The following is a 17361-nucleotide window of genomic DNA, read 5'->3' as shown; positions in this document are numbered from 1 at the left end:
ATTCAATGCTTTCTTATTTTTATTAGGATAAAATTCCAGCTTTAGAGAGGTGTCCGAGTGGTTGAAGGAGCACGCCTGGAACGCGTGTAAGGTGCAAGCCTTCGAGGGTTCGAATCCCTTCCTCTCTGCCATACTTTTCTATCCTTTTATTTTTGTTTCCATTTATTCCACAAACTGCGTAAAATACAATGTTTAATCTATCCTAGTTATTCCTAGTGATTTCTATTGATTTGCCTTTATGTTATATCAAAGGTATATATGATAGTATAAAAATAGATCAAGGGGGGATTCACAAAAGCTCTATCATTCCTCTTTTTAATGCGACTTTATTTTGTTTTGCCAAATCTTTTAGCACTCTTGAAACTGCCTCTCTAGCACTCCCAAGTGCATTTGCAATCTCTTCGTGCGTAATATAAAGAATCTTTTTGTTGCCTTGATTAGCCAAAGCTATTTCTTGAAGAAACTTCAAGATTCTATCTGCCAAAGGCTCAAAAGCCAAAGAAGTAAGAGAATCAACCACCTTACTTAATCTTTGTGAAACCAAATCCAAATGAAACTGCTTTGCTTTTGGATACTTTGTGCTTAATTGATTGAAAATTTTGCTTGGCAAAATAAAAACATTTGAAGTTTCTACAAATTCCAAATTCACTTCAAAACTAATATTTTTTAGCATACAAGAAGCCGAAAGAATGCAATAATCTCCCCCATGCAACACAAAAAGATTAATCTCTTTTAGACAAGGCGAGATAATATAAGCCCTAAGCGTTCCATATTCAATCAAAACTAATCCCCTGCACTCATCTTGTGTGCTAAAGATTTTTTGCCCTTTTGCAAAATTTTTGGTATATATGCTTTGTGAATAAAACTCAATATCTTCTTTAGAAACTCCCCATTGTTCCATTAATTCTATTATTTTTTGATACAATTTTGCCCTTTCTATCAAACCTTAAATATATAATTTTACTAAATTCCCCTTACAACTTGCATAAAAACAACAAACTCCAAAAAGAAATTAAGCCAAAAATCAAAAAAGTAATACTATGATAAAACATTACAAACTAAAGGAATTTATTATGAAAACACTAATACTTTTTGCCCACACATTTTGGGAAAACTCCAAAGTCAATAAGGCGTTACTAGAATCACTTAAAGATTCTAATCACATCAAAATCCACAATCTTACCACCACTTATCCTGATGGCAAGATTGACGCAGAAGCCGAAAAGGCACTACTCAAAGAGGCAGATACGATTATCTTTCAATTTCCGCTTTTTTGGTTTAGCACTCCAAGCCTTTTAAAGGAATGGCAAGATAGAGTGATGACGGGGATTTTGTATGGGAATGAACCCAAGCTGCTAAATGGCAAAAAATTTGGCATTATTACCACACTAGGCGGAGCAGAATCTAGCTATGATGGACACCATGGTGCAACAATCAAAGAGATTCTACTCCCAATTTACCATAGCTTCAAATATTTAGGATTACAAGAAAAAGAACCTTTTTGTATCTTTAGTGCCAATGCTGCTAACCTGCCATTGCAAGAATACAAGAAATACCTTGATTCATAAATCTAATCCCCTTTTTAAGGGGGCAAATCCAAACTTATCGCTTTTTTTGATTTTCCTCTTGACTTAGACTAACTCTCATCTTTTATAATTGTATTTGTGATTTAACATTTCACAAAATTGCTATTTTCAAGTTTGCACCCAAGCAATTTGTGTTAAATTGATTTGCCGCAAAATAAGAGACTTCAAGCCTCAAACGCAACTACAAAGGCAATTTAGAAATTTAAATCCCAAAATTACTTTAGGAGACACCATTGAAAAAAACACTCATTTTAACTTTATTTTTAGGAGGTATGCTTATGGCAGCAGATACGCAAACAATCACAAGAAATGGCGAATTAGGAAGTTTTAAGGGAGATTCTAAAATCTTTAGTGGCGAAGTCAAAGTTTCTACGCTGTTTAAATCAACATCTTGGAGAGAATTTGGCGGAGGTTTAGTGGAATTTAGCAAAAACGCTAGGAGTGCGTGGCATACACACCCAGCAGGACAAACACTCATTGTTACAGATGGCGAGATTCTTACCAAAATCCCGGGGCAAGCAGCAACCATTGCAAAAAAAGGTGATGTGATTTCTTGCCCACCAAATATTCGACATTTTCATGGAGCAACTGATACAAGCCATGGAAGCCATATAGCCCTCACACAAGAGAAAAATGGACAAAATGTGAATTGGGAAGAGTTAGCAAGTGATGAAGAATATGCTAAAGCACTCAAAGAAGCAAAAAAATAACACAAAAAGGAATCCAAAACAAATACAATCCAAAATATACAAAGAAGAGAAGTACTAAAAACAAGTGCAAAAGTGCTAGGTGTGGCATTAGCCCTTAATATGCTGGGGGGGGGGGATAAAAAGGATTTCCCCTCAAAATAGTTACAAACTAAGTAGAATTAATCCATTTGTCTTCTTAAGAATGCAGGGACATCCAAATATTCTTCATTAGTAAAATCATCACCACTTATCTTTTTCTTTGCACTAAGTAAAGTATTTTGCTGATTGATTCTTTGACTCATATCTTTTGGATTAACCAACTTCAAAGTCGAATTATCATTAGATTCTGTAGAGTGAGTTTGAGAAATTTCCTTTTCAAAACCTGTCGCAACAATAGTAATTCTTACTTTATCTCTTTCCAAAGTCGCATCTGTAGTAGTTCCAAAAATCACTTCCGCATCCGAATCAGTGCTATCATAAACAACATCCATTGCATTAGAAATTTCCGCCATTGGATAATCTGGATTAAGATAGAAATGCACCAACACACCTTTTGCCCCACTAATAGACATATTATCAAACAAAGGCGATTCAATAGCAATCTTGATAGCTTCTTTGGCAGCATCTGTCCCTGCGGCTTCTCCAATCCCCATTAATGCTAGTCCTTTGTAGCTCATCACGGTTTGCACATCCGCAAAATCCACATTAATATCCCCTGCACTATGAGAAAGAATCACCCCACTCATACCATTTACCGCACGCACCAAAACATCATCAACAATTCTAAAGCTATCTTTTAATCCTAAATTTTTATCGATAATAGACAACAATTTATCATTTGGAATAACAACAATCGAATCGCTCTCCGCTTTAAGCTTTCTATAACCTTCTTCTGCCAATTCTGTTCTTTTTCTACCTTCCCATCTAAAAGGCTTTGTTACAATACAAACTGTAAGAGCTCCTACTTCTTTAGCGGCTTTTGCAACCACTGGAGCTGCACCTGTGCCTGTACCTCCACCAAGTCCAGCTGAAATAAAAACAATATCTGTCCCCTCTAAAAACTTTTTCAAATCCTCATAACTCTCTAATGCCGCATCCTCCCCTACTTGAGGCTTCATACCTGCACCCAAACCTTTGGTAAGCTTTTCGCCAAGCTGTATTCTAACCGGTGCTAAAGATGTGCTAATAGCCTGTGCATCTGTATTTGCCACTGCAAGTTCAATCCCTTCATAAGTCCCAGTACTAATAAGATGACCAATCATATTACTTCCGCCACCACCAACACCAATTACTTTGATATTTGCACCAAAATTTTGTTTCACTTCCTGAATATCAAACATCTTTCTCTGCTCCTTTTTAAATTAAAACATTTGGGTTAATTTCTGCCAAATTTGAATAAAAACATTATTACTGCGTGGAGTAATTTTTTTAATCTCTGTGATACCGGATAAATCCTGTTTTATATCCGCTGCACTCTTAGGAATACTATTGACTGGATTAATATTTGTAGCAGTCTTATCTTGAAGAGGATTCATTAGATGAATATTTCTATGGAATTGTGCAGTATCATCTTCTAATTTCTCATTACGATAACGAATTCGTTTTTCAGAATCAATTTCATAATTTGTATATTTCCCCGAAGCATACAAAATCAATCCAATTGCCGTAGAACATTCTGGACCCTTAAGATCGGTAAATAATCCATCAATTTCTACTGGTTTTGCAATACGAACTGGCGCAGAAAATAACGCCGAAGCAAGCTCCCTAAGCCCCTCTAATTGCACCATTCCACCAGTCAAAACAACACCACTGCCTAACTGCTCTTTGAGATTGCTTTTCTCTAAAGATTTTTCCAATATCATCAAAGTTTCTTCAACACGGGCATAAACGACATTATGCACAACTGATAAAGAAACTTGATGTTTAGAATTGTCATCGCCACCAATACTGGGTATTTCTATAAGATTTTCAGAATCTTCTTTGGTTTTCAACAAACCACCATATTGAATTTTAACTTGTTCGGCAATAGATTGTGGCGTATGGAGTGCCATAGCCAAATCATTGGTAATATGATTAGACCCAACACCCAAAAAGTCATTGTAACGCAAAGAATTACCCACATGAATCATAAGCTCACAAGTGCTTCCTCCCATATCTATACACGCTACACCTAGATTCTTTTCATCTTCACTTAAAACAGCAATAGAAGAGGCATAAGAAGCAAGCACGATATTTTGAATCTCTATTCCTGCGGATTTAATCGCCTTTTTAAGATTCCCCAAACTAGATTTTTGTGCAGTGATAATCCGCACAGAAACCTCCAAACGACTTCCTGTCATTCCCATTGGATCATCAATAAAATCTTGATCATCTAACTTAAAATTGTATGGCAAAATATGTATTACTTCATATTCATTAGGAATAGTAGCATTATACAAAGCTGTTTGAATCGCTCGATTAATCTCTTTAATCCCGATTTCATTATTTGGAATATTTACCACTCCAGAATTATCAGTGCTTTTTGTATATGCTCCAGAAATAGAAATAATCGCCTTATTATTGTTGGTTCCAGCAACCCTTCTTGCGTCATTAACTGCTTCTTTGATTGCCCTACTTGCCTGTTCAATATTAGTAATTGTCCCCTTTTTCAAACCTTGAGACTTATGAAAACCAGTCCCAATGATATGAGGAATCCCATCTTTACAATTTGCAATAACAGCACAAATTTTTGTTGAACCAATGTCGATTCCTAATATGGTTTGCTCCAATTCCTTTCCTTTATAGCTCGTTTCCATTCTTTTCCTTAGATTTTTCTAACAACTTTATAAGTTTTTGATAAATAATTTAAAAACTCTATTTCTACCAACCTTGATTTAATTTGAGTGCCATTTTGTGTTAAAAAATCTAAATTTTCTTTAATTATAGCAGAATTTTTTACTCTTTGGTCAAAGATTTGGTATAAAATTGCTTTATTTTCCAACAAAATATAACCTTTTTCTTCCTTTTTTGTTGTGAGTATGCGTATAAAATCATTTGCTTCTTCTTTTGTTAGTCCTGCTAATTCTACCTCACTTCCATACCCTATATAGCCAACATTCACGCCCTTAAATGCTCCAAGTTGCTTAGTGGCTTTTTCTTCTAATAATCTTATCTGTTCTGTATTCACATAATCTTCTTTTGCATTTGCCTTTGCTACCTCATAAGTTTGTGGCTGACTTGGAATAATCTTAACCACCTTAGCAGTAATATATCCCTCTTTGCCTTTATTATTTACTCTAATAGGTTTCAAAGTTTCTTGCTCTTTTACTTGACTTAAAAGATTAATAAAATCCGCTCCATACTCATCGCTTCCCTCATAAATAGTAGAATCTTTAGCCTCCTGATTCTCCCCTTTGCGTAGAGAAATATATTCTTTAAGCGCTTCCTTTTGTGCTTGTGAATCTCTAAATTTTTCAATTACTTTATCTTTGGCTTGTGCAAATGGGATAATTTGACCATTAGAATCTAAAAATTGATTTTTGAAATCCTTATAATACTGCTCCAAAGCATTTTCCTCTACTGCAATAGAATCCAAAGGTATAAAAATGCTAGAAATCTCATATCCTCTTTGTGTTTGATAAATATCTTTATTATTTTCCCAATATTTTTTAATTTCTTCTTCTTTTGGGGTAAAAACAATGTCTTTTTTATTGATAACTTCAATATGCACCAAATCTTCCATCGAGTATGCAGCACCCAAAGCCTCAATTTCAAGAGGGGTAAGAGGTATATTCAAAAGTGCATCTAATTTTTGAAGCAGCAAACCTTCCTCAATGCCTTCTTCAAAATCTTTTGGCTTTAGTTGGTTGTCCTTTAAGGTTTGTTTATAGATTTGTTCATCAAATTTTCCCTTATTTTGAAAACCCTCAATAGAAGTGATTTCTTGAATAATCTCTTCTTTGCTTACACGCAATCCCAAATCATAGGCATAATTGAGCATTAATGCTTTCACAATCAAATTATTAATTGCTTGCTCTTCAATCCCCATTTTTTTAGCTTGCTCATCATCTAGTGTCCCTCCAACTAGCTGATTGTAAATATTATACAAGCGTGCATATTCGCGTTGCATTTTATCAATAGAAACTTTAATATCCCCGACAACTGCTACTGCATTGCTTGTAGAAGAAAAACTATAACTTCCCCAACCCACAAATCCTGCGCCAATAAAAGCAATTGTGCTTATCCAAATTATAACCATTAGGTATTTTTTATGTTTTTGCATAAAGCCTATCATAAGAACCCCAAACTAAAAATTGTTTTAAAATATGATTTTAACGCATAAACCTTTAAAGAATTATGTAAAAAACAAATTTTATCCCTTAAACAAAGAAGAAAGGATATCCAAATCATTTTTTTCATTCTCTTGATGAATATGCTCACTATTTTGAAGATTTCCTGCGCCAATTTCCTTAAGCTCAATCTCATAACCTGTCAGCATAGAAGCCAATCGAACATTAATTCCATTCTTGCCAATGGCTTTTGGTTTTTGCTCATTAGAAATAGTCACAATTGCCCTTTTATCTTCTACCACAACGCTAACAATCAAGGCAGGCGAAAGTGCTCGAGCAATGTAAATTTCTGGCTGCGATGAATACTCAATACAATCAATGCTTTCATTTTTTAATTCTTTAGAAACAGCATTAATACGCACACCTTTTACACCCACAGTTGCTCCCACTGGATCAATTTTGGCAGAATCTGTTTTTAGTGCTACTTTTGCCCTCTCTCCGGGTATTCTTGCACAGCTTACAATCTCGACTTCCCCATCTTTAATTTCTGGGACCTCCAACCTCAAAAGCTCCTCAAGCATTTTTGGTGTGGTTCGACTAAGCTCAATGCTAATTCCATTTTGCTTATCAATCCCAACATACTTCAAAATCGCTCCCACTACTTGACCGATTCTAAATTCCTCGCCCTTAATGCGATTTTTCTTTGGCAAAATTGCTCTAACCTCATCAATTTCCACAAAAGTATTTCCAAGATCATCAATTCTCACTACGCTTCCACTTACAATCTTTCCAACCTGTGCTTTATATTTGTCAAATAATTGTGTCTCAATAAGGCGTTGAATCTTAAACTCTAGCTCCCTAAACAAAGCATTAACCGCACTACGATTCATATTTTCCAAACTCAATTCATAACGCAATTCATCACCTACTTTTATTTCGCTATCATGCTTCCTTGCTTCACAAAGCGGTATAAAATGCTCTTTATCTTCTTTTGCATTATCATCATCAGCACAAACACTAATGACTTGATACAAATGTAAAGTTTTATTTTTTTTATCAATTTCTGCATCATAAGAAATATTAGGATCCAAAGTCTGCTTTGCTACTTTAATCACAGATTCTTTAACAACCTCCGCCACACTTTCAATTGGAAGTCCTTTTTCATAAGAAATTCCCTCAATAATATCTAATATCTTCTCCAAAATTTATCCTTGAAAAAATCTTGTAATAAAATGATTTTCTTTCTTGTTGTGATTCTAACTTAAAAATCCTTTATATGGGCTTTATAGATAAATATTTTTATAAACTGCAAAAATGGAATCCTTTTTGCTTGAACAAAATTCTAAAACACTCAATCTAAACAATATTGAAGGAATTGTAAGCCAATGTTAGTCAATCAAAATATGGGAAATTTAAGCGGAATCTTCAATGAAGCCAATCGCTTATTGAGCGATTCAAATAATATCAATTCTATTACTAAATCACAAAAAATCCAACCCACACAACAAGAAAATGAAGAAGAAAATTACCAAAAAGAGCGTATTACCTATGGTATGATAAGCCTAGAGCTTATGAGTGATGAACAATATATGGCTTTTGAAAGAGTAACAGCTGGAATGTCCCCTAATGAAAAAATTTCGGTTGCACAAACTCTCACTAGAGCAGGAAATTTAAGTGCAAGCGTAGAGAGAGTAGAACAAAAAGAAAAAAGTCTGCAAGAAGAATCAAATAGCTCCAAAGATTCTGAAAAGTGGTTTTTGGGAATCACACCAAAAGGTTGGGGGGAAGTCGCTCAAGAATTTCAAGAAAACCTCAATAATCTTGATGGAATCTACACAAAAAACTACAACAAAAATCTAACCTCAAACTATAATGATATTATGCGTAAAAGCCAAGAAGCAAAAACCCAAAGAATTTTGAGAGAATTTTCCCACGCCATTCATTTAGGAAATACTCAAATTGATACCCTAACATAAAAAACAAATAATTGCATTTTAATGATAATTTAAAATAAAAAGAGTATAATTCCACTTCTTCTTTTGGTATGCCAAGGTAGCTCAGCTGGTTTAGAGCGCTGGTCTCATAAGCCGGAGGTCGGGGGTTCGAGTCCCCCCTTTGGTACCAAATGCGCTCATAGCTCAGCTGGATAGAGCAACGGCCTTCTAAGCCGTAGGTCAGAGGTTCGAATCCTCTTGGGCGTACCACTTTATTCAACTACACTTATCTTTGATTCCAAACACAACTTGTAGCATTTTTATATTCTTTATTAATTCTATAAAAGTTTTTTTAGAATCTATTAGTATAATTTTGCCTTTATTTATTCTAAAATATCCAAAAGAGGTTCAATGCAAGTTTTCACCACAACTCAAGAATTACAAAATTTTATCTCCACTTACAAAAAAGAAAATCCAACTAAAACCATCGGATTAGTCCCAACTATGGGGGCATTACACAATGGGCATTTATCTCTTATCCAAGCAAGTCAAGAATCTTGTGATTGCACTATTGTCTCCATTTTTGTAAATCCCACACAATTTGGACCCAATGAAGATTTTGATAAATATCCACGCAAAAAAGAAGCCGATTTAAGTGTTTGCCAAAAAGCTATGGTAGATATAGTGTTTATGCCCAAAATCCAAGAAATCTATCCATTTCCTTGCGAATTTCAAATCACTTTTAATGCACCAATGGCAATGGCAAATATTTTGGAAGGCAAAACGCGTCCGGGGCATTTTAATGGCGTTTTGCAAGTCGTGCATAAATTATTCAATCTCACACAAGCCAATAAAGCATTCTTTGGCAAAAAAGATGCCCAACAACTACTCATCATTCAACAAATGGTAGAAGATTTGTTTTTGCCAATAGAAATTATACCCTGCCCGATTGTCCGCACTCAAGAAGGTTTAGCTCTTAGCTCACGCAATGCTTATTTGACCAAAGAGGGCAAAAAAGAAGCACTCAAAATTTCCCAATCTCTAAACACTGCAACAAAAATGATTATGCAAGGAGAAATAGAATCCGCAAAAATCAAACAAGCTGCTTTAGAAACCCTTAAAGGCTTAGAAGTAGAATACTTTGTAATTGTAGATAAACATTTGCAAGAGATTCCAAAAATCCAAAAAAATTCCACACTTATTTTGGTGGTAGCAAAAGTCGAGGGGGTTCGCTTATTAGATAATCTCTGGCTTTAGTTAGATTCTTTTAAGCAAAATGGGGATAGAATCATCTCTCCATTAAGTTTTCCGTGTGAAAAGCAACAAGTCTTCTTAAATTTCGCCAAATCTTGCTGCAACTTAAAAAATAGGTTCTTTATATGCAAGAAAAATCTTGTGTTTTTATGGGTGCGATTCCTACAGGTGCGTTATTTTTTATGCGTCTTGAAAACGCATTTTTATTGTCCAACAAGGGCGATATTATCGAAATAATTAGCCAATATGATAATCTAGAAAATGATTTGATTGCATGGTGTAGATTCAAAGGTGAAAATTTCCAAAAAAAATTTTCTCTTAAGAATAACAATAGCACGTATTTTGCTTATGTAATGCAAAAGCAATCTCCAACAAAATTTACAAAATTCAACCCTAATTCTACACTCTCACCAATCCATCAAGGACTAGCACCAAATGGCTCTTCAATAGAGCTAGCAAGCCCCAAATATCATTTTCCTTTGAATAACAAAAATGAAATTTGGGGGAATAATTTAGAGCAAATTTATGAAGAATCCAAAAAAATGCAATGGAATGCCACTACAGATATTCTTTGGAGCGAGATTCCTTCATTAGATTCTACTTTAGAATTTGCCACTGCACAAATTATGACTTATCTAACAGAAAATGAGTTTTCAGCACTCTATATTCCAAGTCGATTTTTGGCACAGATTTCCCCATTTTTCACACCCATTCCTTTGGTACTTTCAAGTATTATCGGCGATGAGGGAAGACACATCGAATCTTTTATCAAAAGAGCCAATGCAACAGGGCTAGGAGTGCAGTATTCCACTCTTACAACACAACAAAGTCTTTATAGTTTGTGGAATGAAAAGGATTATTTTAAATCTAGTTTTTTACTCCATGTAATGGGCGAAGGGACTTTTATTGATCTTTTAAGATTTTTGGAAAAATGTTTTGAAAATCTAGGGGATTTACAAACTGCAAAACTTCTCAACCTAGCAAGACGAGATGAAACAAGACATGTTGCCTATGGAATGAATCATATCAAAAGCGCAATTTCACAAAATCCTTCAAAAATAGCCATTCTCAAAGATGCTGTTTTCAAAAGAAAAAATTACCTTGAATCACAAAGCGATGAATCCTCTTTGTTACTTGAATCAATGGCAATTTTGGCTGGAGGAAGTGAGACAAAAATATCAAGCGGTTTTGAATCTGTTTTGGAATTAAAAAAGAAAATGGAAAAAAATCGCACAAAAAGGCTTATGGAATGCGGGATTGATGAAGATTTAGCAAGAGATTTAAGTCGCTCCCATACGCCTAATTTCATGTAATTAAAATTTATGCTATAAAAGGAATAAAATGTTAGATTTAAATAATTTAGAAAACTTAACACAAAAATTAGGTAAAGAATTTATCGCACCTTACGCACAAGAAATTGACCAAAAAGCGAGATTCCCAAAAGAAGCATATGAGGCATTAAAACAACAAGGTTTTATGGGCTTACTTATCCCCAAAGAATATGGCGGCTCTCAAGGTGGAAATCTTGCCCATATTCAAACCTGCTACTCTTTAGCAAGCTTTAATGCTTCAGTGGCACTTTGCTATATGATGCACAATGTTGCCACAGCTTGTATTGTCAAATACGCTAGCAAATGGCAAAAAGACCTTTATCTCCCAAAAATTGCAAAGGGAGAAATTAGTTTTGCCCTAGCTTATAGTGAAAGTGGCTCTGGGACACATTTTGTCAATCCAGATATTACCGAATCCAAAAAAGGCAACCAAAGAATTTTAAATGGTAGAAAAAGTTTCGTAACTTCCGCACAAGAAGCTGATTTTTATCTAACTTATACAAATTCTTGCGAACTTGCGGGTAAGAAAAATAATTGGATTGTGCCTAGCACACACCCTGCTTTAATTCACGAAGAGGGTGTTTGGGATGGATTTGGAATGCGTGGCAATGTTTCAAAACCTGTGCAATACAATCAAGTAGAATTAAATCCACAAGATTCTTTGTTGGGTAATGAGGGCGAAGGCGAAGAACAAATCAATTTAGTTGCAATGTATTTTGTTGCTGGACTTGGAGCAGTTTATAGTGGCGTTGGAAAGGCGGCTTATGAATGTGCTTTGGAACATTGCAAAAGCAGAAAATACTCTAATGGGAGCGATTTGGCAGATAATGAACTTGTAAGAGTGCATTTAGCAGAACTTTATACCAAAACGCAAAGCCAAATTGCTTTAGTCAAAGATGCTGCAAATTCTTTTGATATGGGCTTAAGCGATGCACCTGCAAAAATCTTTGCTTGCCGAATCAATGCTACACATTTAGTAATGGAGATTTGCGAGCTTGCAATGCGACTTGGTGGAGGAAAAGCATATAGCAAACATTTACCACTAGAACAATATCTAAGAGACGCCCTTGCTAGTCAAGTTATGGCACCAAGCTTAGATATTCTAAAAATTTGGCTAGGAAATGCCATCACTAATAAAGGATAAAAAATGAAAAATATTTTAGTCGGTGCGGTTGCCTATGCACCACAAATCGTCCCAATTTGGGATACTATTAGAGATTATGCAAACGATTATTTCAAAGGAAAATTGCGTTTAGATTATGTGCTTTTTAGCAATTATGAACGACAAGTAGAGTGGTTGCTAAATGGGAAAATTGATATTGCTTGGAATACTAATGTCGCTTATGTGCGTTCTAAATTTGCCGCTAATAATCAAGTAGAAGCACTTTTAATGCGAGATACAGATATCGGATTTAAGAGTATCTTTGTGGGTAGAAAAGAAAACATTACAAATTTAGAATCCCTTAGGGGCAAAAGATTTGGGCTTGGCAGTTTGGATTCTGCACAAGCAGCCATTATGCCACTTTTCTATCTCCAAAAAGAAGGTTTTAACACACAAGAATTTTTAGCCAAAGATTTACAAACTTCACAAAATATCGGAGATTCTATTGCTATTATCCGCTACAATAGTGATGTTGGCAAACACGGCGATACGGGTAGAAGTGAATTTGATGTGCTAGATTCAATCAAAACAGGCATTCTTGATGCGGGTGCGATTGGCTCAACCACTTGGGCTAGAATCTTACAAGAAGATTCTTATCCAGAAATTTCTAGCTTTTATGCAAGCCCTGATTATTGCCACTGCAACTTCACTGCCCTCAAAAATCTAAATACAGATTCAAAAAAACTTTTTATTGAAATGATGCTCTCTCAAAATGCGCTCAAAAATGATCCTACCATTGCTCAAATGATGAAGCTTGAAGGCTTAAATCAATGGGTAATTTGTGATGAAAAAACACTCAAAGGCTATGATGAAATCTTTGAAGCTATGCAAAAACAAAACCTCTTAAACCCCTAAAATTCACAAATCTATCCTAGTATTAGATTTCTTGCATTTTGCAAGAAATCCAACTTTTAGATAGATTATTATATAATTTCTAGCATTTTATACAAGGAAATATCTATGAGCAACAAAAAACCCAAAGTTGCTATCCTCTTGGCTGGAAATGATGCTGTTGATTTTGCAATGGCTAATGTGATTATTGGGCTTAAACGATATAATGAAGATTTAATCACTAATATTTTTATCTACCATGATATTAAACAAGAGACAAGAGAAAAAATCTCTTCACTTTGGGAAGATAAAATCATTTGGATTCCTTATGCTTATGAAGATTTTTTAAAAGATATCAAAGAAGATATTGCCAAAATTCTCATTCCTCAAGGCTCTAGGTGGGGACATTTTATTTATGCCCTATTTCATATTTTTACCCATTTAAAAGACTATGATTATGCCCTATACCTTGATACCGATATTTTAATCTTAGATTCTATTGAAGATTTACTTGCAAAAGATATCGATGCTAGGGGTGTAAATGTGGGAGATTCTTTTGAAGTAGCTAGAGCATTAGAGATTTTAAACCACCCCATTACACAAGAAGACTTACCCAAACCTCAAAAACCCTTTATGAGCGTGGTTGATAATCCTATCTCATTGCAAAACCCCTTTAAACCTAATGCCGCATTTCTAAGCTTCAATTGTCGTATTTTAGAGAAATTCGGCAAAGATAACCCAACTCAAAAATGCTTTGAATACCTAAAGCTTATAGCCCAAAACCATCTACTCCCTACCCAAAGCGGAAGCAATGAAGCACCTTTTGGAATCTTAGCTCATATTTATAAAATTAAATTTGACTTCATCGAAACTTCGCATAAAGTCGCCATTCTTCCAAGACAACTTCAAGAAACACATAAAATCTTGCATGTCTATTCAGATAGTAAATTTTGGGATACTTCTTTGACTTTTGTTGCATTTCAAGAATGGTTTGTCAATCACAAAATATGGGAAAAAATCAATGGCAAAAAGCCACTAACTTTCAAGCCTGACAATCTAGGCGGACTGACAAGCCCCCACAAACTTTATCACTTTTTGTGGAATCTTAACGCACTCTTACCACTTTATCATGAAATTTATAAACGATTTTTACAGGGGGGGGGGGGGGCAACATTTAAGGCTTATGCCCTTACTTGATAGTCAAGATAGATTCTTAAAAATCCATAGCAGTTTTTTTATGGATAATGTATTTTATCAAATTGTTGCAAACGAAGGTTTAGGGACAAGCCATATTTATTATGAATTGCAAATTATGTGTAAAAATAACAATCTTTTAGAATCTATGAAAAATATCGCCACAAGTAATAATTTCACACTTTTATGCCATCAAACAACATCAGGAGAGATTATAGATTCTTATATCACTTTTGATATTTCTACACTCTCCACGGAGCAAAAAATACAAGCCCTAGAAAGACTAATATCTCTGACTTTTAACGCATTTTACAAAGCCATCTATCATCAAGACTTTATCCCCTTTTCTACTTAAATTAAAACCACCATCAAAATCTTACACGATACCTTTTATTCCCAAAATTTCTAATTTATTTTAAAATAAATTTTAAAATTTTTTTGCTATAATCACAAGCTTTTATTTTATCAAAACTCACACACGCTAATCCTATGTTTGGGTTGCAAAATGGCTTTATTGCGAGGTTTTGTTGATGAGCGTGGAGGGAAAACCAAAACATTAAAATAGGAGAAAATTATGGTAACAATGAAAGATCTTTTGGAATGCGGTGTACATTTTGGACACCAAACAAGGCGTTGGAATCCAAAAATGAAAAAATTTATTTTTGGTGTAAGAAAAAATATTCACATTATTGACTTGCAAAAAACTTTGCGTTATTTCCGCTACACTTACAATATCGTAAGAGATGCTGCAGCAGAAGGCAAAACAATTATGTTTGTTGGGACAAAAAAGCAAGCAAGCGAAACCCTTAAACAATACGCAGAAAGCGTGAATGCACCTTATGTTAATTATCGTTGGCTTGGTGGAATGCTCACTAACTTTTCTACGATTAGAAAATCTATTCGCAAATTAGAAATCATCGAAGAAATGGAATCAAGCGGGCAAATCGACCTTTTGACAAAAAAAGAAAAATTAATGATTCAAAGAAAAAAAGAAAAACTTACTCAATATCTTGGTGGAGTAAGACAACTCAAAAAAGCACCGGATATGATTTTTGTTATTGATGCTGCAAAAGAAAAAATCGCTGTAGCAGAAGCTAGAAGACTTGGAATCCCTGTCGTAGCTCCGCTTGATACAAACTGCGACCCTGATATGGTGGATTATCCAATTCCGGGTAATGATGATGCTATCCGCTCTATCCAACTTTTCTGCAAAGAAATTGCAGAAGCAATCACAGAAGGAAGAGCAATTGCTGGTGGAGAAATCCCAGAAAATCAAGAAGAAGTAGCACCTGCTAGCGAGGAAGAAAAACAAGAAGTTATCGAAGAAGCAATGAGCGAGGAAGATTTCACTCAAGAAATTCAAAAAGAAGCAGAATAAGGGAGTAAAAATGGCAGATATTAGCGCACAACTTGTAAAACAACTTAGAGAAATGACTGATGCAGGAATGATGGACTGCAAAAAAGCCCTTGTTGAAACAAATGGAGATTTAGAAAAAGCAGTAGAATATCTACGCGAAAAAGGCTTAAGCAAAGCTGCTAAAAAAGCCGACAGAATCGCAGCTGAAGGTAGCATTAGCATTCAAGTTTCTGATGATTTCAAAAAAGCAAGTATGGTAGAGATTAATTCTGAAACAGACTTTGTAGCAAAAAATGAAGGCTTCAAAGAATTGAGCGCAAAAACTATCGCTATTGTTCAAGATTCAAATATTTCAAATGCAGAAGAATTGCACACACTTAATCTTGATGGTGCGAAATTCGAAGAATATCTCAAGACTCAAATTGCAAAAATTGGAGAAAATATCGTAGTAAGAAGAATTGCAAAAGTTCAAGCTCAAGGCAGTGGCATTGTGAATGCTTATGTGCATTCTAATGGGCGCGTTGGCGTTATCATTGCGCTTAAATGCCAAAAAGAAGAAAATGCTGCTAAATTAGTGGATTTAACTAAAAATCTTTGTATGCACGCTGCTGCGATGAAACCTCAAGTGATTAGCTATCATTCTTTTGATATGGATTTCATCAAAAGTGAAAAAACAGCAATTATTGCAGAGCTTGAAAAAGAAAATGAAGAGCTCAAAAGACTAGGCAAACCATTGCACAAAATTCCACAATACATTAGTCAATTAGAACTCACTGATGAAATTATCGCAAAGCAAGAAGAAGTTTTGAAAGCAGATTTGAAAGCGCAAGGCAAGCCAGAAGCTATTTGGGATAAAATTCTACCCGGACAAATTGAAAGATTCAAAGCCGATTCTACATTGCTTGACCAAAGATTAACTTTGCTTGGACAATTCTTTGTAATGGATGATAAAAAAACAATCGCTCAAGTTTTAGCAGAAAAAAGCAAAGAGCTCAATGATAATATTGAAGTTGTTGAATATGTGCGATTTGAACTTGGTGAAGGTATCCAAAAACAAGAGTGCAATTTCGCTGATGAAGTAGCCGCACAACTTGGATAAAAGGTAATCTGTGAGATGTTATTAGAAGCACAAAACATCTCATTTGGTTATGAAAAACCTATTTTAAATTGTCTTGATTTCAGTGCAGAGAGTGGTGAAATCGTCTCGATTATGGGAGTAAGTGGAAGCGGAAAAAGCACTTTGCTCCACATACTCTCTTCATTTCTCAAACCACAAAGCGGAAAAGTCTCCCTTTTTAATCTTGATATTTACACACTTCCACAAAATGAGATTTTAGCCTTAAGGCGTAAAAAAATCGGTATGATTTTTCAATCCCATTATCTTTTTTTAGGCTTTAGTGCTTATGAAAATCTTCAAGTGGCTTCTATTCTTAGCGGTGAAAAAATAGACGAATCCCTACTTGAAATGTTTGGAATCTCTGAAACATTAAATAAAAATGTTGGCTCCCTTAGTGGAGGACAACAACAACGACTTTCTATTGCTAGAATTCTCACCAAAAAACCCCAAATCATTTTTGCTGATGAACCAACAGGAAATTTGGATAGAGAAACAGCATTCAATGTTATGGAAACACTTTTTAGCTATACCAAATCAACCAATTCTTTATTAATTTTTGTTACACACGACCCACTTTTAGCCAAGAAAGCTACTCGTGCTTACAAACTTGAAAATACTACTTTAAACCCACTTTAGAC

General features: G+C 34.9%; 17 protein-coding genes and 3 tRNA genes. 15 read left to right on the top strand and 5 right to left on the bottom strand.

The window, feature by feature from the left end:
• Window positions 1–43 precede the first annotated feature (43 nt).
• Window positions 44–131: transfer RNA gene (locus tag EL247_RS01535), tRNA-Ser, on the top strand.
• A 158-nt stretch (window positions 132–289) separates the two neighbouring features.
• Here the strand turns inward: EL247_RS01535 and EL247_RS01530 are convergent.
• Window positions 290–925: a Crp/Fnr family transcriptional regulator gene (locus EL247_RS01530; protein ID WP_077246840.1), complete on the bottom strand. Its 636-nt coding sequence runs from the start codon at window positions 923–925 to the stop codon at window positions 290–292.
• A 148-nt stretch (window positions 926–1073) separates the two neighbouring features.
• On the opposite strand from EL247_RS01530, the gene EL247_RS01525 reads away from it, so the two are divergent.
• Window positions 1074–1568, top strand: a complete 495-nt coding sequence (locus EL247_RS01525; protein WP_054195824.1) for an NAD(P)H-dependent oxidoreductase — start codon at window positions 1074–1076, stop codon at window positions 1566–1568.
• 296 nt (window positions 1569–1864) lie between these two features.
• Window positions 1865–2296, top strand: a complete 432-nt coding sequence (locus EL247_RS01520; RefSeq protein WP_104745907.1) for a cupin domain-containing protein — start codon at window positions 1865–1867, stop codon at window positions 2294–2296.
• A 158-nt stretch (window positions 2297–2454) separates the two neighbouring features.
• On the opposite strand, the gene ftsZ is transcribed toward EL247_RS01520, so the two are convergent.
• The 4 genes from ftsZ to nusA form a co-directional block, all read right to left on the bottom strand.
• On the bottom strand, window positions 2455–3615 hold the full coding sequence (gene ftsZ, locus EL247_RS01515) for a cell division protein FtsZ (protein WP_005023511.1): 1161 nt from the start codon (window positions 3613–3615) through the stop codon (window positions 2455–2457).
• Window positions 3616–3636: 21 nt separating this feature from the next.
• The gene (ftsA, locus tag EL247_RS01510) at window positions 3637–5043 is read right to left on the bottom strand and encodes a cell division protein FtsA (RefSeq protein WP_104745908.1); all 1407 of its coding nucleotides are present in this window, start codon (window positions 5041–5043) and stop codon (window positions 3637–3639) included.
• Between the two features lie 35 nt (window positions 5044–5078).
• Window positions 5079–6548, bottom strand: a complete 1470-nt coding sequence (locus tag EL247_RS01505) for a peptidylprolyl isomerase (RefSeq protein WP_104745902.1) — start codon at window positions 6546–6548, stop codon at window positions 5079–5081.
• Window positions 6549–6626: 78 nt separating this feature from the next.
• Window positions 6627–7745 carry a transcription termination factor NusA gene (gene nusA / locus EL247_RS01500; protein ID WP_065830184.1) on the bottom strand — a complete coding sequence of 373 codons (1119 nt, stop codon included), beginning with the start codon at window positions 7743–7745 and terminating at the stop codon, window positions 6627–6629.
• 183 nt (window positions 7746–7928) lie between these two features.
• On the opposite strand from nusA, the gene EL247_RS01495 reads away from it, so the two are divergent.
• The 12 genes from EL247_RS01495 to EL247_RS01440 all read left to right on the top strand — a co-directional run bounded on the left by EL247_RS01495 (window position 7929) and on the right by EL247_RS01440 (window position 17359).
• Window positions 7929–8519, top strand: a complete 591-nt coding sequence (locus tag EL247_RS01495) for a hypothetical protein (protein WP_054198643.1) — start codon at window positions 7929–7931, stop codon at window positions 8517–8519.
• 70 nt (window positions 8520–8589) lie between these two features.
• A tRNA-Met gene (locus EL247_RS01490) sits at window positions 8590–8667 on the top strand.
• 3 nt (window positions 8668–8670) lie between these two features.
• A tRNA-Arg gene (locus EL247_RS01485) sits at window positions 8671–8747 on the top strand.
• Between the two features lie 141 nt (window positions 8748–8888).
• A complete protein-coding gene (panC, locus tag EL247_RS01480) occupies window positions 8889–9734 on the top strand; it encodes a pantoate--beta-alanine ligase (protein WP_104745903.1) in 846 nt (281 codons plus the stop codon).
• A 122-nt stretch (window positions 9735–9856) separates the two neighbouring features.
• Window positions 9857–11044 (top strand): DUF455 family protein, encoded by a 1188-nt coding sequence (locus EL247_RS01475; protein ID WP_104745904.1) that lies wholly within the window; start codon window positions 9857–9859, stop codon window positions 11042–11044.
• Window positions 11045–11072: 28 nt separating this feature from the next.
• A complete protein-coding gene (locus EL247_RS01470; RefSeq protein WP_104719650.1) occupies window positions 11073–12206 on the top strand; it encodes an acyl-CoA dehydrogenase family protein in 1134 nt (377 codons plus the stop codon).
• 3 nt (window positions 12207–12209) lie between these two features.
• The gene (locus tag EL247_RS01465; protein ID WP_104745905.1) at window positions 12210–13079 is read left to right on the top strand and encodes a phosphate/phosphite/phosphonate ABC transporter substrate-binding protein; all 870 of its coding nucleotides are present in this window, start codon (window positions 12210–12212) and stop codon (window positions 13077–13079) included.
• A gap of 105 nt (window positions 13080–13184) precedes the next feature.
• Window positions 13185–14252 (top strand): glycosyltransferase, encoded by a 1068-nt coding sequence (locus EL247_RS01460; RefSeq protein ID WP_126441929.1) that lies wholly within the window; start codon window positions 13185–13187, stop codon window positions 14250–14252.
• Window positions 14239–14604 carry a hypothetical protein gene (locus tag EL247_RS01455; RefSeq protein ID WP_126441928.1) on the top strand — a complete coding sequence of 122 codons (366 nt, stop codon included), beginning with the start codon at window positions 14239–14241 and terminating at the stop codon, window positions 14602–14604. The genes EL247_RS01460 and EL247_RS01455 overlap by 14 nt, the downstream gene beginning before the upstream one ends.
• A 219-nt stretch (window positions 14605–14823) precedes the next feature.
• A complete protein-coding gene (gene rpsB, locus EL247_RS01450) occupies window positions 14824–15627 on the top strand; it encodes a 30S ribosomal protein S2 (protein WP_005023532.1) in 804 nt (267 codons plus the stop codon).
• Between the two features lie 10 nt (window positions 15628–15637).
• Window positions 15638–16705, top strand: coding sequence for a translation elongation factor Ts (gene tsf, locus EL247_RS01445; RefSeq protein ID WP_054198650.1), 1068 nt, complete (start codon window positions 15638–15640; stop codon window positions 16703–16705).
• Window positions 16706–16720: 15 nt separating this feature from the next.
• Window positions 16721–17359 (top strand): ABC transporter ATP-binding protein, encoded by a 639-nt coding sequence (locus EL247_RS01440; protein ID WP_005023625.1) that lies wholly within the window; start codon window positions 16721–16723, stop codon window positions 17357–17359.
• Window positions 17360–17361: the final 2 nt, after the last annotated feature.

It is taken from the genome of Helicobacter pullorum (assembly GCF_900638355.1).
Lineage (GTDB): Bacteria > Campylobacterota > Campylobacteria > Campylobacterales > Helicobacteraceae > Helicobacter_D > Helicobacter_D pullorum.
The sequence above is the reverse complement of the archived record's forward strand: the minus strand, read 5'-3'. Positions and strand labels throughout refer to the sequence as shown.